Source organism: Brevibacillus sp. BC25 (genome assembly GCF_000282075.1).
Classification (GTDB): Bacteria; Bacillota; Bacilli; order Brevibacillales; family Brevibacillaceae; genus Brevibacillus.
Genome location: NZ_AKIX01000124.1, coordinates 1 through 15,731, shown reverse-complemented (window position 1 = coordinate 15,731; position 15,731 = coordinate 1). Strand labels below are relative to the sequence as shown.

Genomic DNA, 15,731 nt, shown 5'->3' with positions numbered 1-15,731 from the left:
CTTAGGATGGGGGTAAGACAAATTATTCAGATGGGAGCGGTTTTTGCGTGCTTGAGATGAATAAGAAGATTTCACTTCCCCCTCCTCGTGTGAAAATATTGAGGTACATGTTTATTGTCCTCGCATGGGTGTTTTTTGCTTTCATTATTGTTCAAGTATCACTGGCAGGTCTTGGGCTGTTCGTCAACGGAGAACATTGGGAAATGCATAGAACCATCCTCTCTGCACTTCACCCGGTCATTGCCTTATTTCTCTTCTGGGGATCTCTCTCCACCGTAAAACAAGCTCATAATCTAGGGGGGAAGAAGGCATGGAACTCCCTAAAATTTGGTGGGGTTTATTTCTTGTATCTCTAGTGGTTATCCTTCCATTTATGTATCCCTATTTAACATTAGATCCTACAAACAGTCGAATAACGATTATTCCCGGCACTGCTCAGTATCCTTTATTAGTTGCTCATATCGTGTCTGCTTTCATTGCTCTTCTCACTGGTTTTTTCCAGTTTGTCGACCGAATTCGCCTACAGAAACCAAGGATACATCGTTTTCTTGGGAGAGTTTATGTGTATAGTGTGTTTATCTGCGGACTTCTCTCTTTAGGGAGTATCTTTTATGCAGAAAATTTCATGAAGGCAATAAGCTTCCTGATCTTATCTTTGGCTTGGCTGTTCACTTGCTGGAAAGGGTATCGTACCGCAATCAACAGGCAATATGAGGAACATCGAAAATGGATGATTCGCAGTTTTGGAATGACATTAGTTGCTGTAAGCGCGCGTCTATTGGTGTCAGTGTTACTCCTTCTGTACTTTATTCTACACGGTTTTTCGCTTCCGCAAGGTATAGAAACCGTCATTGGAGAGGTATTGAATGTAAACATTTGGGCTGGGCTTATTCTTAATTTTGTTGTTGTGGAGTGGGCTATATTGAGGAAATAGGCTTAGGAACATGCAATTGTAAACTTTATTTTGCTTACTTTCATTGTTGTATCTTGCAATACAATTGGTATAATTTGGTTTAAAACATAAAAATAAAGTCGGTGAAGACATTTGCAAGTGGTCCTATCTGACTTCGGGGGCCAAATTCAAACCTGGATGGATATACGCAGTCTGAGAGGACATAGAAAAAATAGCAGATGAGCAGGAACAAAATGTCACGTAAATCAATTACGACAAAAAATCCAGGGATTAACCCTGGATTTTTCTAGAACTCATCGTTATACGATAGGCCATAATCATCTACGTCATATTGTTTACCATGCACTTTGCCTCTTCCGTTTTTAATAGCACGGCGGCGGTCAGTCTCATCACCTGATCTTACATAATCAAGAAGTACACTTAGACGGTCTTCATCAGGCAACCTTGCTCCGCTCTCGTTCTTTTGATATTCACGGTCCAAATCATCAATCTCTCGCTCGATTTTAGAATGGGAGCCTTCAAAGTTCCAAGATTGCACTACGTGATCAAAAAGAAATGCGAGACCTTGCGTGCTTATGATTCCAAATTTGTTTGCTAGCGATTCTGCCCGATCAAAGTAATCTTGCGCACGCTCGATTTGAATATCTTGCATATTGGATTTTGTTCCCATTTCTTGAAATGGTTCACGCCATTCGGCTTTAACCTTACCAGATTTTCGAGACTCAGTAATGCTATCGCCCCAGCTTACCTGTTGATTCTTGCTGTAGTCAAAAACAACTTTCTTCAATGTGGCTGCCTTACTGGTACCAAAAATACTTTTAAATTCTGATTCGTTATCCCGGATATAGTCTTTCAAGACCGGCTGCAAAGTCCCTTTACCAAAGTTGTACTGAATAATACCAAAAGATAAACCCATGCCATCAAAGTTCCCTGCAAGGTTAGAGAACCCGTCGTTCCCTTCAAAGAAGCCTGTGCTTTTTAACAATTTTTTCTTAAGCGATTTTGAAATTGCCATGTTTAATTCCTCCTTTTGATTTGTCATATATAAAAGAGGAGAAAACAATCAATAATACAACCTAAAAGGAGAAAAATATGAAAAAAATATTTGGTTTAATTTTTGCGTTATCCATGACTGTGCTTACAGTTGGTTGTGGTGATTCGTCACTCAAAACTTCTTCTAGCTCCAATGATACTCAGCTACAAAACGCGCAGAAAGAAGCAGAACGATTAACTTTTTCATTAGATTCAAAAGAATACTCAATCCCGCTTCAAAAGGTTGACTCCATTAATAAATACCTTGAACAATTCGATCAAAGTGATCGAGAAACTGAGATAAAACGAATACAGGCTACAGCCTTCACTTCAAATTCCGGGATTATATACGGTGATTTTCAATACAGCTGTGGTACAAAACTTTGCAACCATACATTAGTTCAGATTAAGAACGATGAGATTAAATCTGTCCCTTTGCACTCTGGAAGTATCTTCTCTGACCATGCTTTTTCTCCAAATGAAAAGAATCTCGCTATCTTACTTGGAAAAAATGAAGGTACAGATGTTGTCCGAAATAGTGTAATGGTCATAAACACAGAATCCTTAACGCTAGCCGAGCTTAATGACGCTAGCGATATTGTCAATAAGTTAACATCTACAGATTTTAGTATCCCAATACTTTCGATCAAATGGGAGAATGACACAACATTAAAGATAACCATACCAGATCTGACCGACTATTCGTTTGAAACACTTAAGCAATGGCAGCAAAAAGAGAATAAAACGAAAGAAGTTACATTAAGTATTAGGTGACTTTAAAAAGGCTTCCTAAGTTAGGAAGCCTTAAGCCTTTTTCTTTATTCTTCTATTTCTTACTTGTGATGTATTGAATAAAATCTGGAACATTTTCTAAATCGTACTTTCTGACTGCTTTAATGATTCGCAAATAAACTTCTTGTTTATAATCCTCTTTCATATCATGTCTTTTAATTACTCTAAGTGACTTCTGAATTTTTGGCTCAAACATCTTGAAAATTTCTATCAACGCATTATCATCGTTCCCTTGTGCACGAGTTACCAGAGGAAGTAATTTCATCCCCATTCCCCCTTCCAATTGAATCCCTGATCTTTTGTAGTGCCCTACGTTTTCTCTTTGAAACTGCTTGTTGAGAGATATTTAAGTGTTGTGCGATCTCTGCTTCTCTAAGCCCCTTATAAAAAATGAGATAGATGATGCTTTTTTCTTTCTCAGTAAGTGATTTGAGACATTCAATAGTTGTTTCCTCATCGAAAACTGTACTTATGTCGACGGTTGTAGGGGAACAATGTTTTTCGTGTAAGCCTTCATCATACGGAACAAGTGCTTGTTCTTTTTTTCTACTTTGTAAATCCAACTCTATTATGGAATTATTAATGATAGTCGAAATGTATTTTAGAAGTCTGATCTCCAAGAAAAAGTTAACAAACTGTTTATTGAGCTCTTTCAATACATCCTTATTATGCTTTGATTCCATTAACTCTTTATACAATTTTTGGTTTTCAGGTACTTCCAGAAACGACTTGATGACTTTATTATTTCGAATAGCGTCGTCTCTTAACAGGTCTATTTCCAAAATTCAAAGCCTCCTTTTCAGAGGGAAATTGAGGCTTTTTCATGATGTATTAATCTATTCCCATAAAACAAACAAGAACACACATTCCCTTTTTGTTCCATATTAAGTTAGAACAGGCCATTAGTGATATATTCTAATGAATGCAGCTAACGCGGATCCAACTGATTAGCTTCTTTCTTGTCATTTTTTATTTTACTAACATATCGCTTTGTTTACTTAAAACTCCGAAAGTGTAAACTTTTGTAATTTTATGTTTTTGCTTTTGTCCAAGAAAATAAAAAAAGCCACCTTCATCAAGGTGGCTTCACTTTATGTATTTGGTGGAGGCGGGGGGATTCGAACCCCCGTCCGAAAACAGCGATACATGAGCATCTCCGAGCGCAGTCACTCATTTAAATTTCGGTACCGGATTCGCGGAGTGACGCGCTGACCCGTTACCTAGCCTGATTGATCTTCTTCCTTCGGCTCCAGGCGGAAGCCTCCGGCGTATCCCACTAAAGTTGAGCGCTAGTCATACCACATGGGCGATGGAATGGTAGCGCCTCACTGGTTATTAAGCAGCGAGAGAAAGTTGTTTGTTGCCAGTTAATGGCGTTCCGCGTTGTTGACGAGGTCCGCAGCCCCCCGGCTCGCTTCTCATGCTCTACCATCCCCGTCGAATCCAGAACGCCCCCAAGGTAGGTGAGAAAAAGTCTAGGTGAAGAGCCATTAAATCCGCACCTAGACTATATTGAACAGTGTATTGGCTTGTTGTTGCTTATTAAATATAGCACAGGCGACAACCAAAACTCAACGTTGATTGCTACCAAGCCTGCCAGTGCAACCCAATCAAACCTTCTGGCGTTCGCGCAGAGCACGCTCGATATCACGTGCAGACTCTTTTTTCTTGAGGTCTTCACGCTTGTCGTAGTTCTTTTTCCCTTTGACAAGTGCGAGCTCGACCTTGGCCCAGCCGCCCTTCAAATAAATACTGAGCGGGACTAGTGAGTACCCTCTTTCGCGAATCAGACCATTGAGCTTGAGGATTTCCAAGCGGCGCATCAGCAGCTTGCGAGTACGTTCTGGCTCATGGTTAAAACGATTTCCCTGCTCGTACGGACTGATGTGCACATTGTACAGAAGCAATTCGCCATCGTGTACACGGGCGAAGCTGTCCTTGAGCTGGACACGCGCCGCACGCACGGACTTGATCTCCGTACCGGTCAGCTCAATGCCTGCCTCGTATACTTGCTCGATGTGGTAATCGTGGCGCGCTTTTCGGTTTTGGGCGATTGTCTTGGTTCCGGCCTTCTCTTTTGACATGGAGATCACCTCACTTGTACGTACTGCGTTTCGTACCAGTTAGTCTAGCAAATTTTGCCCATTGTGGCAAGTCATTTACCCGGTAAATAGCGATCCCCGAAAAGGGAACCGGATCGTTCCGAGTACTTTTCGGGGTTTAAACAACTGTTTAACGGCGTTTCCGTTTCACCTGACTGGCTACATTTTTGCGATTCTTTTTCTTGGACTTGACGAGATCTTCCCAGAATCCCTTCTGGCGTTTCGTTGGGGTATCCCCTTCTCCTGTACCAATTGGCAGCACTTCTTCACCGCTCGATGCTTTTCCCGCTCCAGCACGACGAGGAGGTTTGTTCCCCTCTGCTTTGCGGCGATCCTTGTATTTCTGACGGACTTCCGCCGGATGCTTTTTATCCTTTTGACGATCTGGTCTGCCTGGACGCTCTGGGCGCTCCGGACGGCCTGTACGTGAACGATCTTGTTGCTTGCCACGTGTCGGCTTACGATCCCCACCGCGCCCATCTATTACGCGAGGCGTACGCTCACGGCTACCACGGAAGCCAGCCTTTGGCATCCCGACGATTTCGAAGTCGATGGTGCGTTCATCCACGTTGACATTCGCTACACGTACCTCGACGACATCCCCGATCCGATACTGCTTGCCTGTACGCTCACCGACCAGCGCAAACATTTTCTCATGGTAATGATAGTAGTCGTCGGTCAAAAAGCTGACGTGCACCAAGCCTTCAATCGTGTTAGGGAGCTCGACGAAAATCCCAAACGAAGTGACGCTGGAGATGACCCCTTCGAATTCTTCTCCCACTCGCTCAAGCATGAACTCCGCTTTTTTCAGATCGTCTGTTTCACGCTCAGCATCGACAGCCAACCGTTCGCGCTGTGACGCATGCTCTGCGATTACTGGCATTTGCTCTGCCCAGTACCCTAGACGTTTTTCTGATATTTGATTCCCTAGCTCGATCCATTCGCGAATACGGCGGTGTACGATCAGGTCGGGATAACGGCGAATCGGCGAAGTAAAATGGGTATAAAACTCCGTAGACAAGCCGTAATGCCCCAGACTTTCCGCGTCGTAGCGCGCTTGCTTCATCGAACGCAGCATGACGGTGCTGATAATAATTTCTTCCGGCGTTCCTTTTACCTCTTCCAGCAACTGCTGCAACGCACGAGGATGAACAGAATTGCCCTTCCCGCGGATCGAGTAGCCAAAATTCGTGATGAACTCCATAAAGGCCATGAGCTTTTCAGCGTTCGGGTCTTCGTGAATCCGGTACATGAACGGCTGCTTCATCCAGTGGAAGTGCTCTGCCACCGTCTCGTTGGCTGCGAGCATGAACTCCTCGATGATCTGCTCCGCAATCGATCTCGTACGGAAGCCGATTTCCGTAGGGGTTCCCTCTTCATCCACATAAATTTTCGCTTCGCGGAAGTCAAAGTCAATGGCACCACGCTGCATCCGTTTCTTACGTAGCGTCAGGGCTAGGTTTTTCATTTCCTCGAACATCGGGACGAGCTGGCTGTACTTCTCGATCAGCGCTTCGTCCTTTTCGTCCAAAATACTTCGTACATCCGCATACGTCATGCGCTCATCTGTACGAATCACACTCAAAAATATATCGTACTTAACGGTGTTCCCGCCTGCATCCATCTCCATATCACAAGAAATCGTCAAGCGATCCACCTGCGGATTGAGACTGCATATTCCGTTGGACAAGCGATGTGGCAACATCGGAATGACGCGGTCAACCAAGTAGACACTGGTACCGCGACGATACGCCTCATTATCCAGCTGGGATTTATCGCGAACGTAATAGCTCACGTCAGCGATATGCACGCCGAGTCTTACGTTTCCATTTGGCAGCTTTTCAAGAGACACAGCATCATCCAAGTCTTTGGCATCTGCTCCATCAATGGTGACCATCATCCGATCACGCAAGTCACGACGACCCTTGATCTCTTCCTCGGATATCTCATCTGGTGCTGCCTCAGCCTCAGCTAATACGTCCTCAGGAAAAGCCTCAGGCAAGTTAAACTTGCGGATGATCGACAGAATATCGACGCCCGGATCGTTCTTATGTCCGAGAATCTCGACGACTTCACCCTCTGGATTCACACGCCCCTCTGGATAGCGAACGATGCTCACGACTACCTTGTGACCATCTACTGCTCCGTTGAAGGAGTCTTTCGGGATGAAAATATCTTTGCCGATTCGCTTTTCGTCGGGGATGACAAACGCGTAATGCCTCTCATCCTTGAATGTCCCTACGACCTGCTTGATTCCACGCTCGACAATGCGAATGATCTGCCCTTCCAGACGATTGCCGCCTGCTTCTTTTTCCACGCGGACAAAAACCGTATCGCCATGGAGGGCTCCATTCATATCATTCGCATGTACGTATACGTCATCCGTGTCAGGTGTCTCCGGGATCACAAATCCGAAGCCCTTCGGGTGACTTTGCAGGCGTCCACGTACCAGATTCATTTTCTCAGGCACGCCATACCGATTCGCTCTGGTGCGGATTACCTCTCCGCTCGCTTCCAGTGCATTCAGGGTTTTCACAAGCTCCTTAAACGTGGCAGAATCCTTAATTTCAAACGCTTCTTCCAGTTCCCTCACCGTCATCGGGTGGTATGCTTGCTCTCGCATAAACGCGAGTATTTTTTCTTGGTCTTCCATTTACAAACCTCCTTTTTCGCGTGGCATTCCCGCGTTTCTCCATGACCATCCTATTATGTAGTATTCACCGTTCCTGCATATCGCAATCGGAATAGAGAAAAAGACAGCAAGTTGCACTCGCTGTCTTTCGGCCATTCGTCTATTACGCTCCTGATTTCAAGAAATACCCGAGCAAAATCGCAAAAATCATGAAGCCAACCGCAAATACAACGGTCAGTTTCCCTAAAAGTGCGTCAATCCCGCGGGCTTTTTGTTTGCCCATCAGTTGCTCTGCGCCGCCACCAATCGCTCCGGAAAGGCCGGCACTTTTTCCCGATTGCAGCAACACGACGATAATTAAGCCAATACTTGCGATCACAAGTAAAATTTTCGCAGCCAATGCCATTTTCATTCACCTCAAAACGTATTTCCAAGGCGGAAAAAACCAATACAACAACTTTATCACACTTGTCTGGTAACAGCAACCCGCTATCCCTTCCATTATAAGAGAAATTCTTTCAAATAATATTGACCCTTATAAGGTAGAATAAGAGCAACGTGTTTTTACGAAAAAATGGCAAATTGTGTACTTTCTTTGTCTTGTTTGGTAGTCGCCTTGATATTGTCAAACTTTTGCCGTAAAATTACCATGAAACTTTATAATTTGCTTTGGGAGGTCTTTGTCAGATGGCTGGGTCCAACAAAAAAGACATGAATCAAAACGATGTAATTGATTCCGCGAAGGCCTTTTTCACTTCGTTTGGTATCTTGTTTCTAGTTTTTCTCATTGCACTTGTAGGATCAATTATTTTTCCACCAAAACATGGGGAAGAGGCAAATGGTGGCGGCGCACCAACTGCACAAATTGACGCTGCTGCTGTATTTAAACAAAATTGCGCTTCCTGTCACGGTCAAAATCTCGAAGGCATTGCAGGTCCAAACCTGACGAAAATTGGAGCAACGCTCAGCGCTGACGACATTGCTAAAATCATCAAAGACGGTAAGGGCGGCATGCCTCCTGGAATGCTGAAGAAACAACCAGAAATTCAAGCGGTTTCACAGTGGCTGTCGGAGAAAAAATAAGTACATAGATAGCCTGTAAGAAAGAAACACCGAAGACTCGTCCTCTTCGGTGTTTTCCGCGTTAATGGGGAGGCTTTTACATATGACCATCAAGATTGAAGCTTTAGGGAAACAAATTCACTCTCCCACGAGTACATGGTTGTTCCGTGACGTAAATGCTAGTATTAATGAACCTACGATTATTGGAATTCTGGGAAAATCAGGTCAGGGAAAAAGCACCTTGCTTCGTATTTTGGGCCGTCTTCTACAACCTGACGCCGGTACGGTTTTCTTGGAGAATAAAGAAATGTCACTGTGGGACGCGAGAGCTTGGCGAATGAAAATCAGTTATGTGGCACAGCAAGCCGTTATGCTGCCCGGCAACGTGGAAGACAACCTACGGACAGTGAGCAGCCTGCATCAGCGTCCTTTTGATAAGAAGCTCGCTTCTGACTTGATGGAGCAGTTATATATGGAAGAGATCGATTGGTCAAAACCAGCCGCTCAACTGTCTGGCGGAGAAAAGCAACGGCTCGCTCTCGTTCGCAGCCTGATGCTTCAGCCACCTGTCCTGCTGCTGGATGAGGTCACCGCTTCACTCGATACGAAAAGCAAAAAGGCTGCTGAGCGGCTCCTCGTCGATTTGCACCGCCAAACGGGTACGACCTTACTTTGGGTCACACATGATTTAGAAGAAGCGCGAATCGCTTGCAAGCGCATTTGGTTTATGGCTAACCACCAGCTCGCAGAAGACGCTGAATGTGAAGCGTTTTTCCACTCTCCCCAATCCGTTGAAGCTCGTGAATTTTTGCAAGATGGAAATGTCTATGCTGCCCTAAGTGAGGTACAGCGATGACGCATACGTTTACGTTTTCATACATGTGGCTACTCTTTGCCTATGCCTTTGTTTTCATCGCCCTTCTGCTCTCCGTTTGGCAGAAGCTCGGTTTGGAAAAAGACATTTTGATTGGCACTATCCGCTCTACCGTTCAATTGCTCGCGATCGGCTACGTCCTACATTTTGTCTTTGCTGCCGATAGTGTCTGGTTTATTTTATTGATCATTCTCATGATGATCTTGGTCGCTTCGTGGAACGCTGCCAGCAGAGCGAAGCATTTATCGGGGATCTTTTGGCGGATCTCCCTTTCACTTGCGATAACAGAGATCATCACCATGGGACTGTTGGTTGTACTCGGGCTTGTCTCTCCTACGCCGCAGTACCTCATTCCGATGAGCGGCATGATTATTGGCAGTTCCATGATCGTCACGAGCCTTTTTCTCACGCATATGAACAGAGAAGTAGAAGCCTCTCGTGGAGAAATCGAAACACTGCTTTGTCTGGGAGCCACTACACGCCAAGCCGTGCATGTAGTGTTGAAGCGCGCGGTCAAAGCGAGCATGATTCCTACCTTTGACACGATGAAAACAATCGGACTCGTCCAATTGCCAGGGATGATGACCGGAATGATCGTCGCGGGTGCCAGTCCCATCGAGGCCGTACGCTATCAAATCCTCATTATGCTCAGCTTCAGCTCCTCTGCGGCCATTTCGGCGGTTCTGATCAGCATGCTCAGTTATCAGCTCTGGTTTACGCGTGACTCCATGCTCCACTCTTAAATACACACACTGTCGGATACAGCTTCCGGCAGTTTTTTTGTTTTTGTAATGAAATGCACCCTGAGTCGTCAAATTACAAGTAGAACGTACAAAAGGTGGTTCAGCTATGGACAAAAACGGTTTAATGGAGCAATGGTTCCTCCGCTATGGCGATGATATTTACAAATTTCTTATTTACTACACAGGAACTCGCGATGTAGAAGACCTCGTTCAGGATGTCTTTTTAAAAGCGCTTCGGTCTCTGGATGCATTCGAGGGCAGATCACAACCGAAAACATGGCTGTTGACGATCGCGAGGAATACCGCCATCGATCATAAACGAAAGCAACGTCTTCGTAATTGGCTGCCAGATAAATGGCTGGCGAACGTAGAGGCGGAAGAGAAAACACCGGAAGAAATTCTGCATGTACATGAGGAGCAACAAGCACTTTACCATGCAATCCGTGAAGTAAAACCCGCTTTTCGCGAGGTGCTCATTTTGCGTGGAGTCAAGGGACTGTCCTCCAAGGAGACGGCTGAAATACTTGGGTGGTCCGAAAACAAAGTAAACGTGACACTGCACCGCGCCATGAAAGCCGTCAGGGAAATACTTGAGCGTGAGAAAAAGGAGATGATTGGCGATGCGATCTAATTCAGACCATGACTTACTAGCTAAATTGAAAGGGATGCCGGATATGAAAATGAGTGGAGAAAAAAATCACGAGATCGTTTCTGCTATTCGCCAAACAAATGTGAGTAAATCTGGAGGGACTGCTTCTATTCGTGGTTTCTCTGCACTTGGCAAGGGATTGGCCCTCTGCTCCGTACTTGCTGTGACCGTCTGGCTCGGAGCCTCACTCCTTACGAATCAACAACAGAGTACAATGCCAGACACTGGTGCGCCTATTGCTCCTGGCTCTCCTACCGCTTCTCCGGGACCAGGTCAAAACAACAGCGTAACAACACAGCCTATTCCGCAGTCAGAGGAGCTCTTGGCACAAATTCGCTCAAATGCTAAAGAAGGCAGAGTCATCTCCCTTCCTTTCGTTCTGGAAAAAACGGTAGATGACGTAGAAAAGGGCTGGGGAAAGCCTGAGAAAACCTACACAGCAAATGGACTGATCTACTCCGCCTACCCGAAAAAAGAAGTCGTGTTTGGTTACAACAAAGGCATGCAGCTCGTAGACATGCACAGGACAGATTCACGTTTGCAGCAAATTAGCCTGTCTGCCGTCGAAAAGAACTGGGGAAAGCCAGGGCGTATCAGCGAGTTTGGCGATCATACGATTTATACCTATGATGTGACGAGCAAATATCAGGTCAAGCTGATCTTCCAAGGAACAAAAAGCACGAGCAAGGAAGACCTGATTCTTGTTGAATACCATCTGTATTACCCGCAAGGAAATAAAAATCTCATGCTTTATGGGGACAATGCCGAGTTGTTGCAAAGCGTACGTGATCTCGCCGGGAAAGGCCAAATCTTTGGCAGTCAGTATCGTTTGGAAAAGGATGTATTCGATGACGCAGAAAAACAGCTGGGCAAACCGGATGTCGTCTCCTTCATTAATGGCATCACGTACAATACGTACCGGGATCTCAATCTAGTCTTCGCCTTTAACAAAGGAATGCAGATCGTTGATATTCGTTCCTATGACCCACGTCTGCAAGCAATCACACTTGCCGAGGTGCGTGAAACACTTGGGGAGCCAACAAACAAAACCACAACGGGCGGCCAAACCATCTACACCTACAAGGTAACCCCTGATTACGAATTGAAATTCATTTTCTCAGGCATCATGACCGATGATCCAAAGACTATCTACATCGATCACGTAAACATTTACTACCCACGAGGAACATTCAATAACATGGCCGGATAACAACAAAAAAGACGGGAGCATCAGTCCCGTCTTTTCTCATTATTTACCGATGATGTAGCCTTCCAGCTCATCCAGTACTTTATTGGCTGCGATTACGCCACCGGAAGTATTCCAGATGGTGTCATCCACTTTGAATGCTTTGCCCGCTTTCACGACGTTCAGGTTTTTCCAAAGGGAATCGTTCGTCCACTCTTGCTCCAGCTTGGAAGCCTCGCCTTTGCCTGTTTCGTACGTGAAGTAGAACATGATGTCGCCGTCCATTTCTGGAATGCGCTCTTTGGTTACTTCTGCTGCGAATTCTTCTTTGTCTTGGGCAGCTGGACGAGCCAGGCCAAGGTCTTTGAAAATCGCGCCAGTGAAGGTGTTTTTGTAGTAGATGCGAACTTTACCAGGCATGAAGCGTACAACGGAAACTTTTGTGTTCAGCTTGTCGCCCGCTTTTGCTTTAAACTCTTCTACGCGCTTGTTCCAATCAGCGAGGACTTTTTCACCCTCAGCCTTTTTGTTTACTGCTTCTGCGAACAAGGAGAAGTTTTCTTTCCAGTCACCGCGTGGCTCTTCCACGAATACGGTTGGAGCGATTGCAGTTAATTGTTGATAAATTTTTTCATGACGGAATTTCATACCTAGAATCAGGTCAGGTTTCAGAGCCGCGATTGCTTCCAGGTTAGGTTGTCCTTCTGTACCAACGGATTTTGTACCCTCAAGGAAAGACTTGGTGAAATCGTAGAATTGTGTTGGATCTTGAGCAGAACCTACAGCCCCTACTGGCTTCACACCAAGAGCCATCAGAGTTTCAGTACCTTGGTTGGTCAACATGACGATGCGTTCTGGTGTACCTTTGATGGTCGTTTCGCCCATCGCGTGTTTCACTGTGTAGCTTTGGCCGGAACCCTCCGAATTGCCTGTTGCTTGATCAGCAGGCTTTTGTTCTGCCGGCTTTTGTTCACTAGCTTGCGGAGTACCACAACCTGTAACAACCAGCAAGAGCGCCATTAAGACAGCAAAGAAAGCTTTACCGCCTGCGGTCCGATATGTACGAGAAAACATGATGAAAGGACCCCTTTCCCCTTTTCTATGATGAGAATTCATATCAATGACAGAGTCTATCCTACTCCCCTGCTTGTCAAAAGTCAATCATAAAATGATAATGACTATCAACGTCATTGACACTTCCTTTATGTAGCTCTACACTTAACTATGAAACCATCTAAGAAATAAGGATGTAGCCATCATGAATTCTTTTTTAGCTAGCAACTTTCGTAAAATTCTGGGAGTGGTATTCGCCCTCCTCATACTTACTTACCTCAGTTATGCCAGCCTCATCTTTGGCGTCATTGACACGAGTTGGCAAACTGCGATTGATGCCTACACGAATTTCAACGGCTCCAATGAACACATCGTCATTAAAGAAGTGCGAGTACCGCGTGTGCTCAATGCACTTACAGTCGGTTTCTGCCTCGGCTTGGCAGGAACTCTGCTCCAATCCTTGACGAGAAACCCTGTTGCAGACGTTGAATTGTTCGGTCTTAATGCAGGTGCTTCTCTTTTTGTTGTGTTCGCCGTTACATTTGTCGGGATCAGCTCCTTGACCCAGTTTACGTGGATTTCCTTTTTAGGAGCCGCTGTAGCAGGTTTGATCGTCTACTTGCTCGGTTCATTCGGCAGAGATGGGCTTTCGCCTGTGAAGCTGGTTCTAGCGGGTGCAGCTATCACCGCTTTGGCTTCCTCGATCCGACACGGCATGATGGTCCTGAATGAAAAGGCTACTGATGAGGTGCTTTTCTGGCTGGCGGGTTCCGTTGGAGGCAGAAAACTAGAGTATTTAGCCACTGTCTTTCCTTATATGATCATTGCCTGGATCGCTGCTTTTGTCCTCGCACGCCCGATTCAAACGTTACTAATGGGTGATGACGTAGCAAAAGGTCTCGGACAACGCACATTATTGGTCAAATTCAGTGTTGGAATCGTCATTGTTCTCTTATCCGGTTGCGCGGTTGCGGTTGCGGGACCCATTGGTTTTGTCGGATTGGTCACTCCGCATCTGGCAGGCTATCTCGTCGGAATCGACACTCGCTGGGTGCTTTTGTACAGCGGTCTGCTTGGTTCCATTTTGTTGCTGTTAGCAGACATCGGCGCTCGCTATATCGCAATGCCTGCTGAAGTTCCTATTGGAGTAATGACAGCCCTGATCGGGATTCCGTTCTTCATCTATGTCGCACGCAAGGGGCTGGATAAATAATGAAAGACTACCTGTCTCTTCGCATCGGCAAGCGCTTTTCATCGTTTCAGCTACATAAAAAGACAATCTGGTTTTCGCTACTCGCCTTGCTGATCGTCATCTCAGTGGCGGTTGTCAGTCTCGGAATGGGTGAAATGAAAATCGCCCCGCTCGATGTGGTAAAAGTTCTATTGGGAATAGGTTCAGAAGAGAATGCTTTGATTGTGGAGCAATTTCGCCTGCCGCGCATCGTCATTGCTATTCTGGTAGGTGCCGCACTCGCCGTCGCCGGTGCCATCATGCAGGGCCTCGTCCGCAATCCGTTGGCATCCCCGGATATTCTTGGGGTATCAGGTGGAGCGTCTGTTTTTGCAGTCGGCTTCTTGATCTTATTTGAAACAGCTAGTATCAAGTGGCTTCCTCCCATCGCTTTTTTGGGAGCAACATTGACGACATTCCTGTTGTACGCCCTCTCTTGGAAAAAAGGCGTCACGCCGCTTCGTCTCGTCATGATCGGTGTTGGAATCAAGATCGCAGCGGGTGCCATTGTCACCATGCTGATCATGTTCAGTCCGTTTTTGCTGCAAAATAAGGCATTGCTCTGGCTGACAGGAAGCATCTACGGCGTTGCCTGGAACGACGTATTCATGATTTTGCCGTGGGTCGTCGGACTGATTCTCGTAGCCTGCTTACTTGCTAGACGCGTGAACATTCAACAGCTCGGCGATGATCTGGCGACGAGTCTCGGCAGTTCCTTGCAATTGGATCGCTTCCTCCTGCTCATGATTTGCGCAGCTTTGACGGGAACAGCCGTCTCTGTTGGAGGAGATATCAGCTTTGTGGCTTTGCTGGCCCCACACATTGCCAAGCAACTAATTGGTCCGTCCTTTGGCGGTGCCATGACACTCTCGGCTTTCTTGGGTGCCATTATCGTATTGCTTGCGGATTTAATTGCACGTATGGCTTTTTCACCAATCGAAGTGCCTGTAGGAGTATTCACCTCTGCCATCGGCGCTCCGTTTTTCATCTACTTGCTGTATAAAAACCGAAATCGCTAGGAAAGAACTTAGTCCCGCTGTAGTGGTGGGGAGGAAACAGGAGAAAACGCTCAGATTCTTGTCCCACCCGCTGAGGGATTCACTGCCCGCCTCCATGCAAAAAGCGAAACCGCGTCCAAAGTAGTTCTTTCAGGAGGTTTTTCAGAGGTGGACGCTTAAGAGCGTGTTTCGCTTTTTGCATTCCGTCTCGGTCGGTGTACCAAAGATCTTCGCTTTTTTCTCCTGTTTCCTCTACGAGCTTTCCATGTTAGTCCGATTTTAAAAGCCTTAAAAGAATGTGGAACATATTCCGTTACGCCAGAGAAGAATATTTCCAGACGTAGCGACTTGTGGAGTCCTACCGAGCGGAGAAGGCATTCGCGGGCAAAAGAAACGCAACCGTGCCCTAGCTACGTAGCGGCTACCACTTTTGCGTTTCCCCGCGAATCCCTTCGGAGCGGACA

The 15,731-nt window shown here is 45.9% G+C and carries 17 protein-coding genes and 1 other RNA gene; 10 read left to right on the top strand and 8 right to left on the bottom strand.

What is annotated here, in order from left to right:
- Positions 1–56 precede the first annotated feature (56 nt).
- Both PMI05_RS30910 and PMI05_RS26995 read left to right on the top strand, forming a co-directional pair.
- Positions 57–356, top strand: a complete 300-nt coding sequence (locus tag PMI05_RS30910) for a DUF6220 domain-containing protein (RefSeq protein WP_238543365.1) — start codon at positions 57–59, stop codon at positions 354–356.
- Complete coding sequence (locus PMI05_RS26995; RefSeq protein ID WP_007728797.1) at positions 311–934, top strand: DUF2306 domain-containing protein; 624 nt, start codon at positions 311–313, stop codon at positions 932–934. Before PMI05_RS30910 ends, PMI05_RS26995 begins: the two co-directional genes overlap by 46 nt.
- Before the next feature lie 265 nt (positions 935–1,199).
- Here PMI05_RS26995 and PMI05_RS26990 read toward each other — a convergent pair whose 3' ends face one another.
- Entirely contained in the window at positions 1,200–1,928 is a 729-nt protein-coding gene (locus PMI05_RS26990) for a hypothetical protein (RefSeq protein WP_007728795.1), read from the bottom strand.
- Positions 1,929–2,005: 77 nt separating this feature from the next.
- Here PMI05_RS26990 and PMI05_RS26985 point away from each other — a divergent pair, with 77 nt between their 5' ends.
- Positions 2,006–2,719 (top strand): hypothetical protein, encoded by a 714-nt coding sequence (locus tag PMI05_RS26985; RefSeq protein ID WP_007728794.1) that lies wholly within the window; start codon positions 2,006–2,008, stop codon positions 2,717–2,719.
- Positions 2,720–2,771: 52 nt separating this feature from the next.
- Here PMI05_RS26985 and PMI05_RS26980 read toward each other — a convergent pair whose 3' ends face one another.
- From PMI05_RS26980 to secG, 6 genes are all read right to left on the bottom strand, one after another.
- On the bottom strand, positions 2,772–3,002 hold the full coding sequence (locus PMI05_RS26980; RefSeq protein WP_007728793.1) for a helix-turn-helix domain-containing protein: 231 nt from the start codon (positions 3,000–3,002) through the stop codon (positions 2,772–2,774).
- Positions 2,959–3,519, bottom strand: a complete 561-nt coding sequence (locus tag PMI05_RS26975; RefSeq protein ID WP_007728792.1) for an RNA polymerase sigma factor — start codon at positions 3,517–3,519, stop codon at positions 2,959–2,961. Before PMI05_RS26975 ends, PMI05_RS26980 begins: the two co-directional genes overlap by 44 nt.
- A gap of 318 nt (positions 3,520–3,837) precedes the next feature.
- Positions 3,838–4,193: a transfer-messenger RNA gene (gene ssrA / locus PMI05_RS30425) on the bottom strand.
- A 154-nt stretch (positions 4,194–4,347) separates the two neighbouring features.
- A complete protein-coding gene (smpB, locus tag PMI05_RS26970) occupies positions 4,348–4,821 on the bottom strand; it encodes an SsrA-binding protein SmpB (protein WP_007728791.1) in 474 nt (157 codons plus the stop codon).
- Between the two features lie 148 nt (positions 4,822–4,969).
- Positions 4,970–7,492 carry a ribonuclease R gene (gene rnr / locus PMI05_RS26965; RefSeq protein ID WP_007728790.1) on the bottom strand — a complete coding sequence of 841 codons (2,523 nt, stop codon included), beginning with the start codon at positions 7,490–7,492 and terminating at the stop codon, positions 4,970–4,972.
- 142 nt (positions 7,493–7,634) lie between these two features.
- The gene (gene secG, locus PMI05_RS26960; RefSeq protein WP_007728789.1) at positions 7,635–7,877 is read right to left on the bottom strand and encodes a preprotein translocase subunit SecG; all 243 of its coding nucleotides are present in this window, start codon (positions 7,875–7,877) and stop codon (positions 7,635–7,637) included.
- A gap of 281 nt (positions 7,878–8,158) precedes the next feature.
- On the opposite strand from secG, the gene PMI05_RS26955 reads away from it, so the two are divergent.
- The 5 genes from PMI05_RS26955 to PMI05_RS26935 all read left to right on the top strand — a co-directional run bounded on the left by PMI05_RS26955 (position 8,159) and on the right by PMI05_RS26935 (position 12,009).
- The gene (locus PMI05_RS26955; protein ID WP_007728788.1) at positions 8,159–8,554 is read left to right on the top strand and encodes a YqzM family protein; all 396 of its coding nucleotides are present in this window, start codon (positions 8,159–8,161) and stop codon (positions 8,552–8,554) included.
- A gap of 82 nt (positions 8,555–8,636) precedes the next feature.
- The gene (locus PMI05_RS26950; RefSeq protein WP_007728787.1) at positions 8,637–9,389 is read left to right on the top strand and encodes an ATP-binding cassette domain-containing protein; all 753 of its coding nucleotides are present in this window, start codon (positions 8,637–8,639) and stop codon (positions 9,387–9,389) included.
- Positions 9,386–10,150, top strand: coding sequence for an iron export ABC transporter permease subunit FetB (gene fetB / locus PMI05_RS26945; protein ID WP_007728786.1), 765 nt, complete (start codon positions 9,386–9,388; stop codon positions 10,148–10,150). Before PMI05_RS26950 ends, fetB begins: the two co-directional genes overlap by 4 nt.
- A 106-nt stretch (positions 10,151–10,256) precedes the next feature.
- A complete protein-coding gene (locus PMI05_RS26940; RefSeq protein ID WP_007728785.1) occupies positions 10,257–10,781 on the top strand; it encodes an RNA polymerase sigma factor in 525 nt (174 codons plus the stop codon).
- A complete protein-coding gene (locus PMI05_RS26935; protein ID WP_007728784.1) occupies positions 10,771–12,009 on the top strand; it encodes a YjgB family protein in 1,239 nt (412 codons plus the stop codon). Before PMI05_RS26940 ends, PMI05_RS26935 begins: the two co-directional genes overlap by 11 nt.
- A 39-nt stretch (positions 12,010–12,048) precedes the next feature.
- Here the strand turns inward: PMI05_RS26935 and PMI05_RS26930 are convergent, their stop codons facing one another.
- Positions 12,049–13,059 (bottom strand): ABC transporter substrate-binding protein, encoded by a 1,011-nt coding sequence (locus tag PMI05_RS26930; protein ID WP_007728783.1) that lies wholly within the window; start codon positions 13,057–13,059, stop codon positions 12,049–12,051.
- A 184-nt stretch (positions 13,060–13,243) separates the two neighbouring features.
- On the opposite strand from PMI05_RS26930, the gene PMI05_RS26925 reads away from it, so the two are divergent.
- Together PMI05_RS26925 and PMI05_RS26920 are read left to right on the top strand one after the other, a co-directional pair.
- Positions 13,244–14,251: an iron ABC transporter permease gene (locus PMI05_RS26925; RefSeq protein ID WP_007728781.1), complete on the top strand. Its 1,008-nt coding sequence runs from the start codon at positions 13,244–13,246 to the stop codon at positions 14,249–14,251.
- Positions 14,251–15,288, top strand: coding sequence for an iron ABC transporter permease (locus PMI05_RS26920; RefSeq protein ID WP_007728779.1), 1,038 nt, complete (start codon positions 14,251–14,253; stop codon positions 15,286–15,288). Before PMI05_RS26925 ends, PMI05_RS26920 begins: the two co-directional genes overlap by 1 nt.
- Positions 15,289–15,731: the final 443 nt, after the last annotated feature.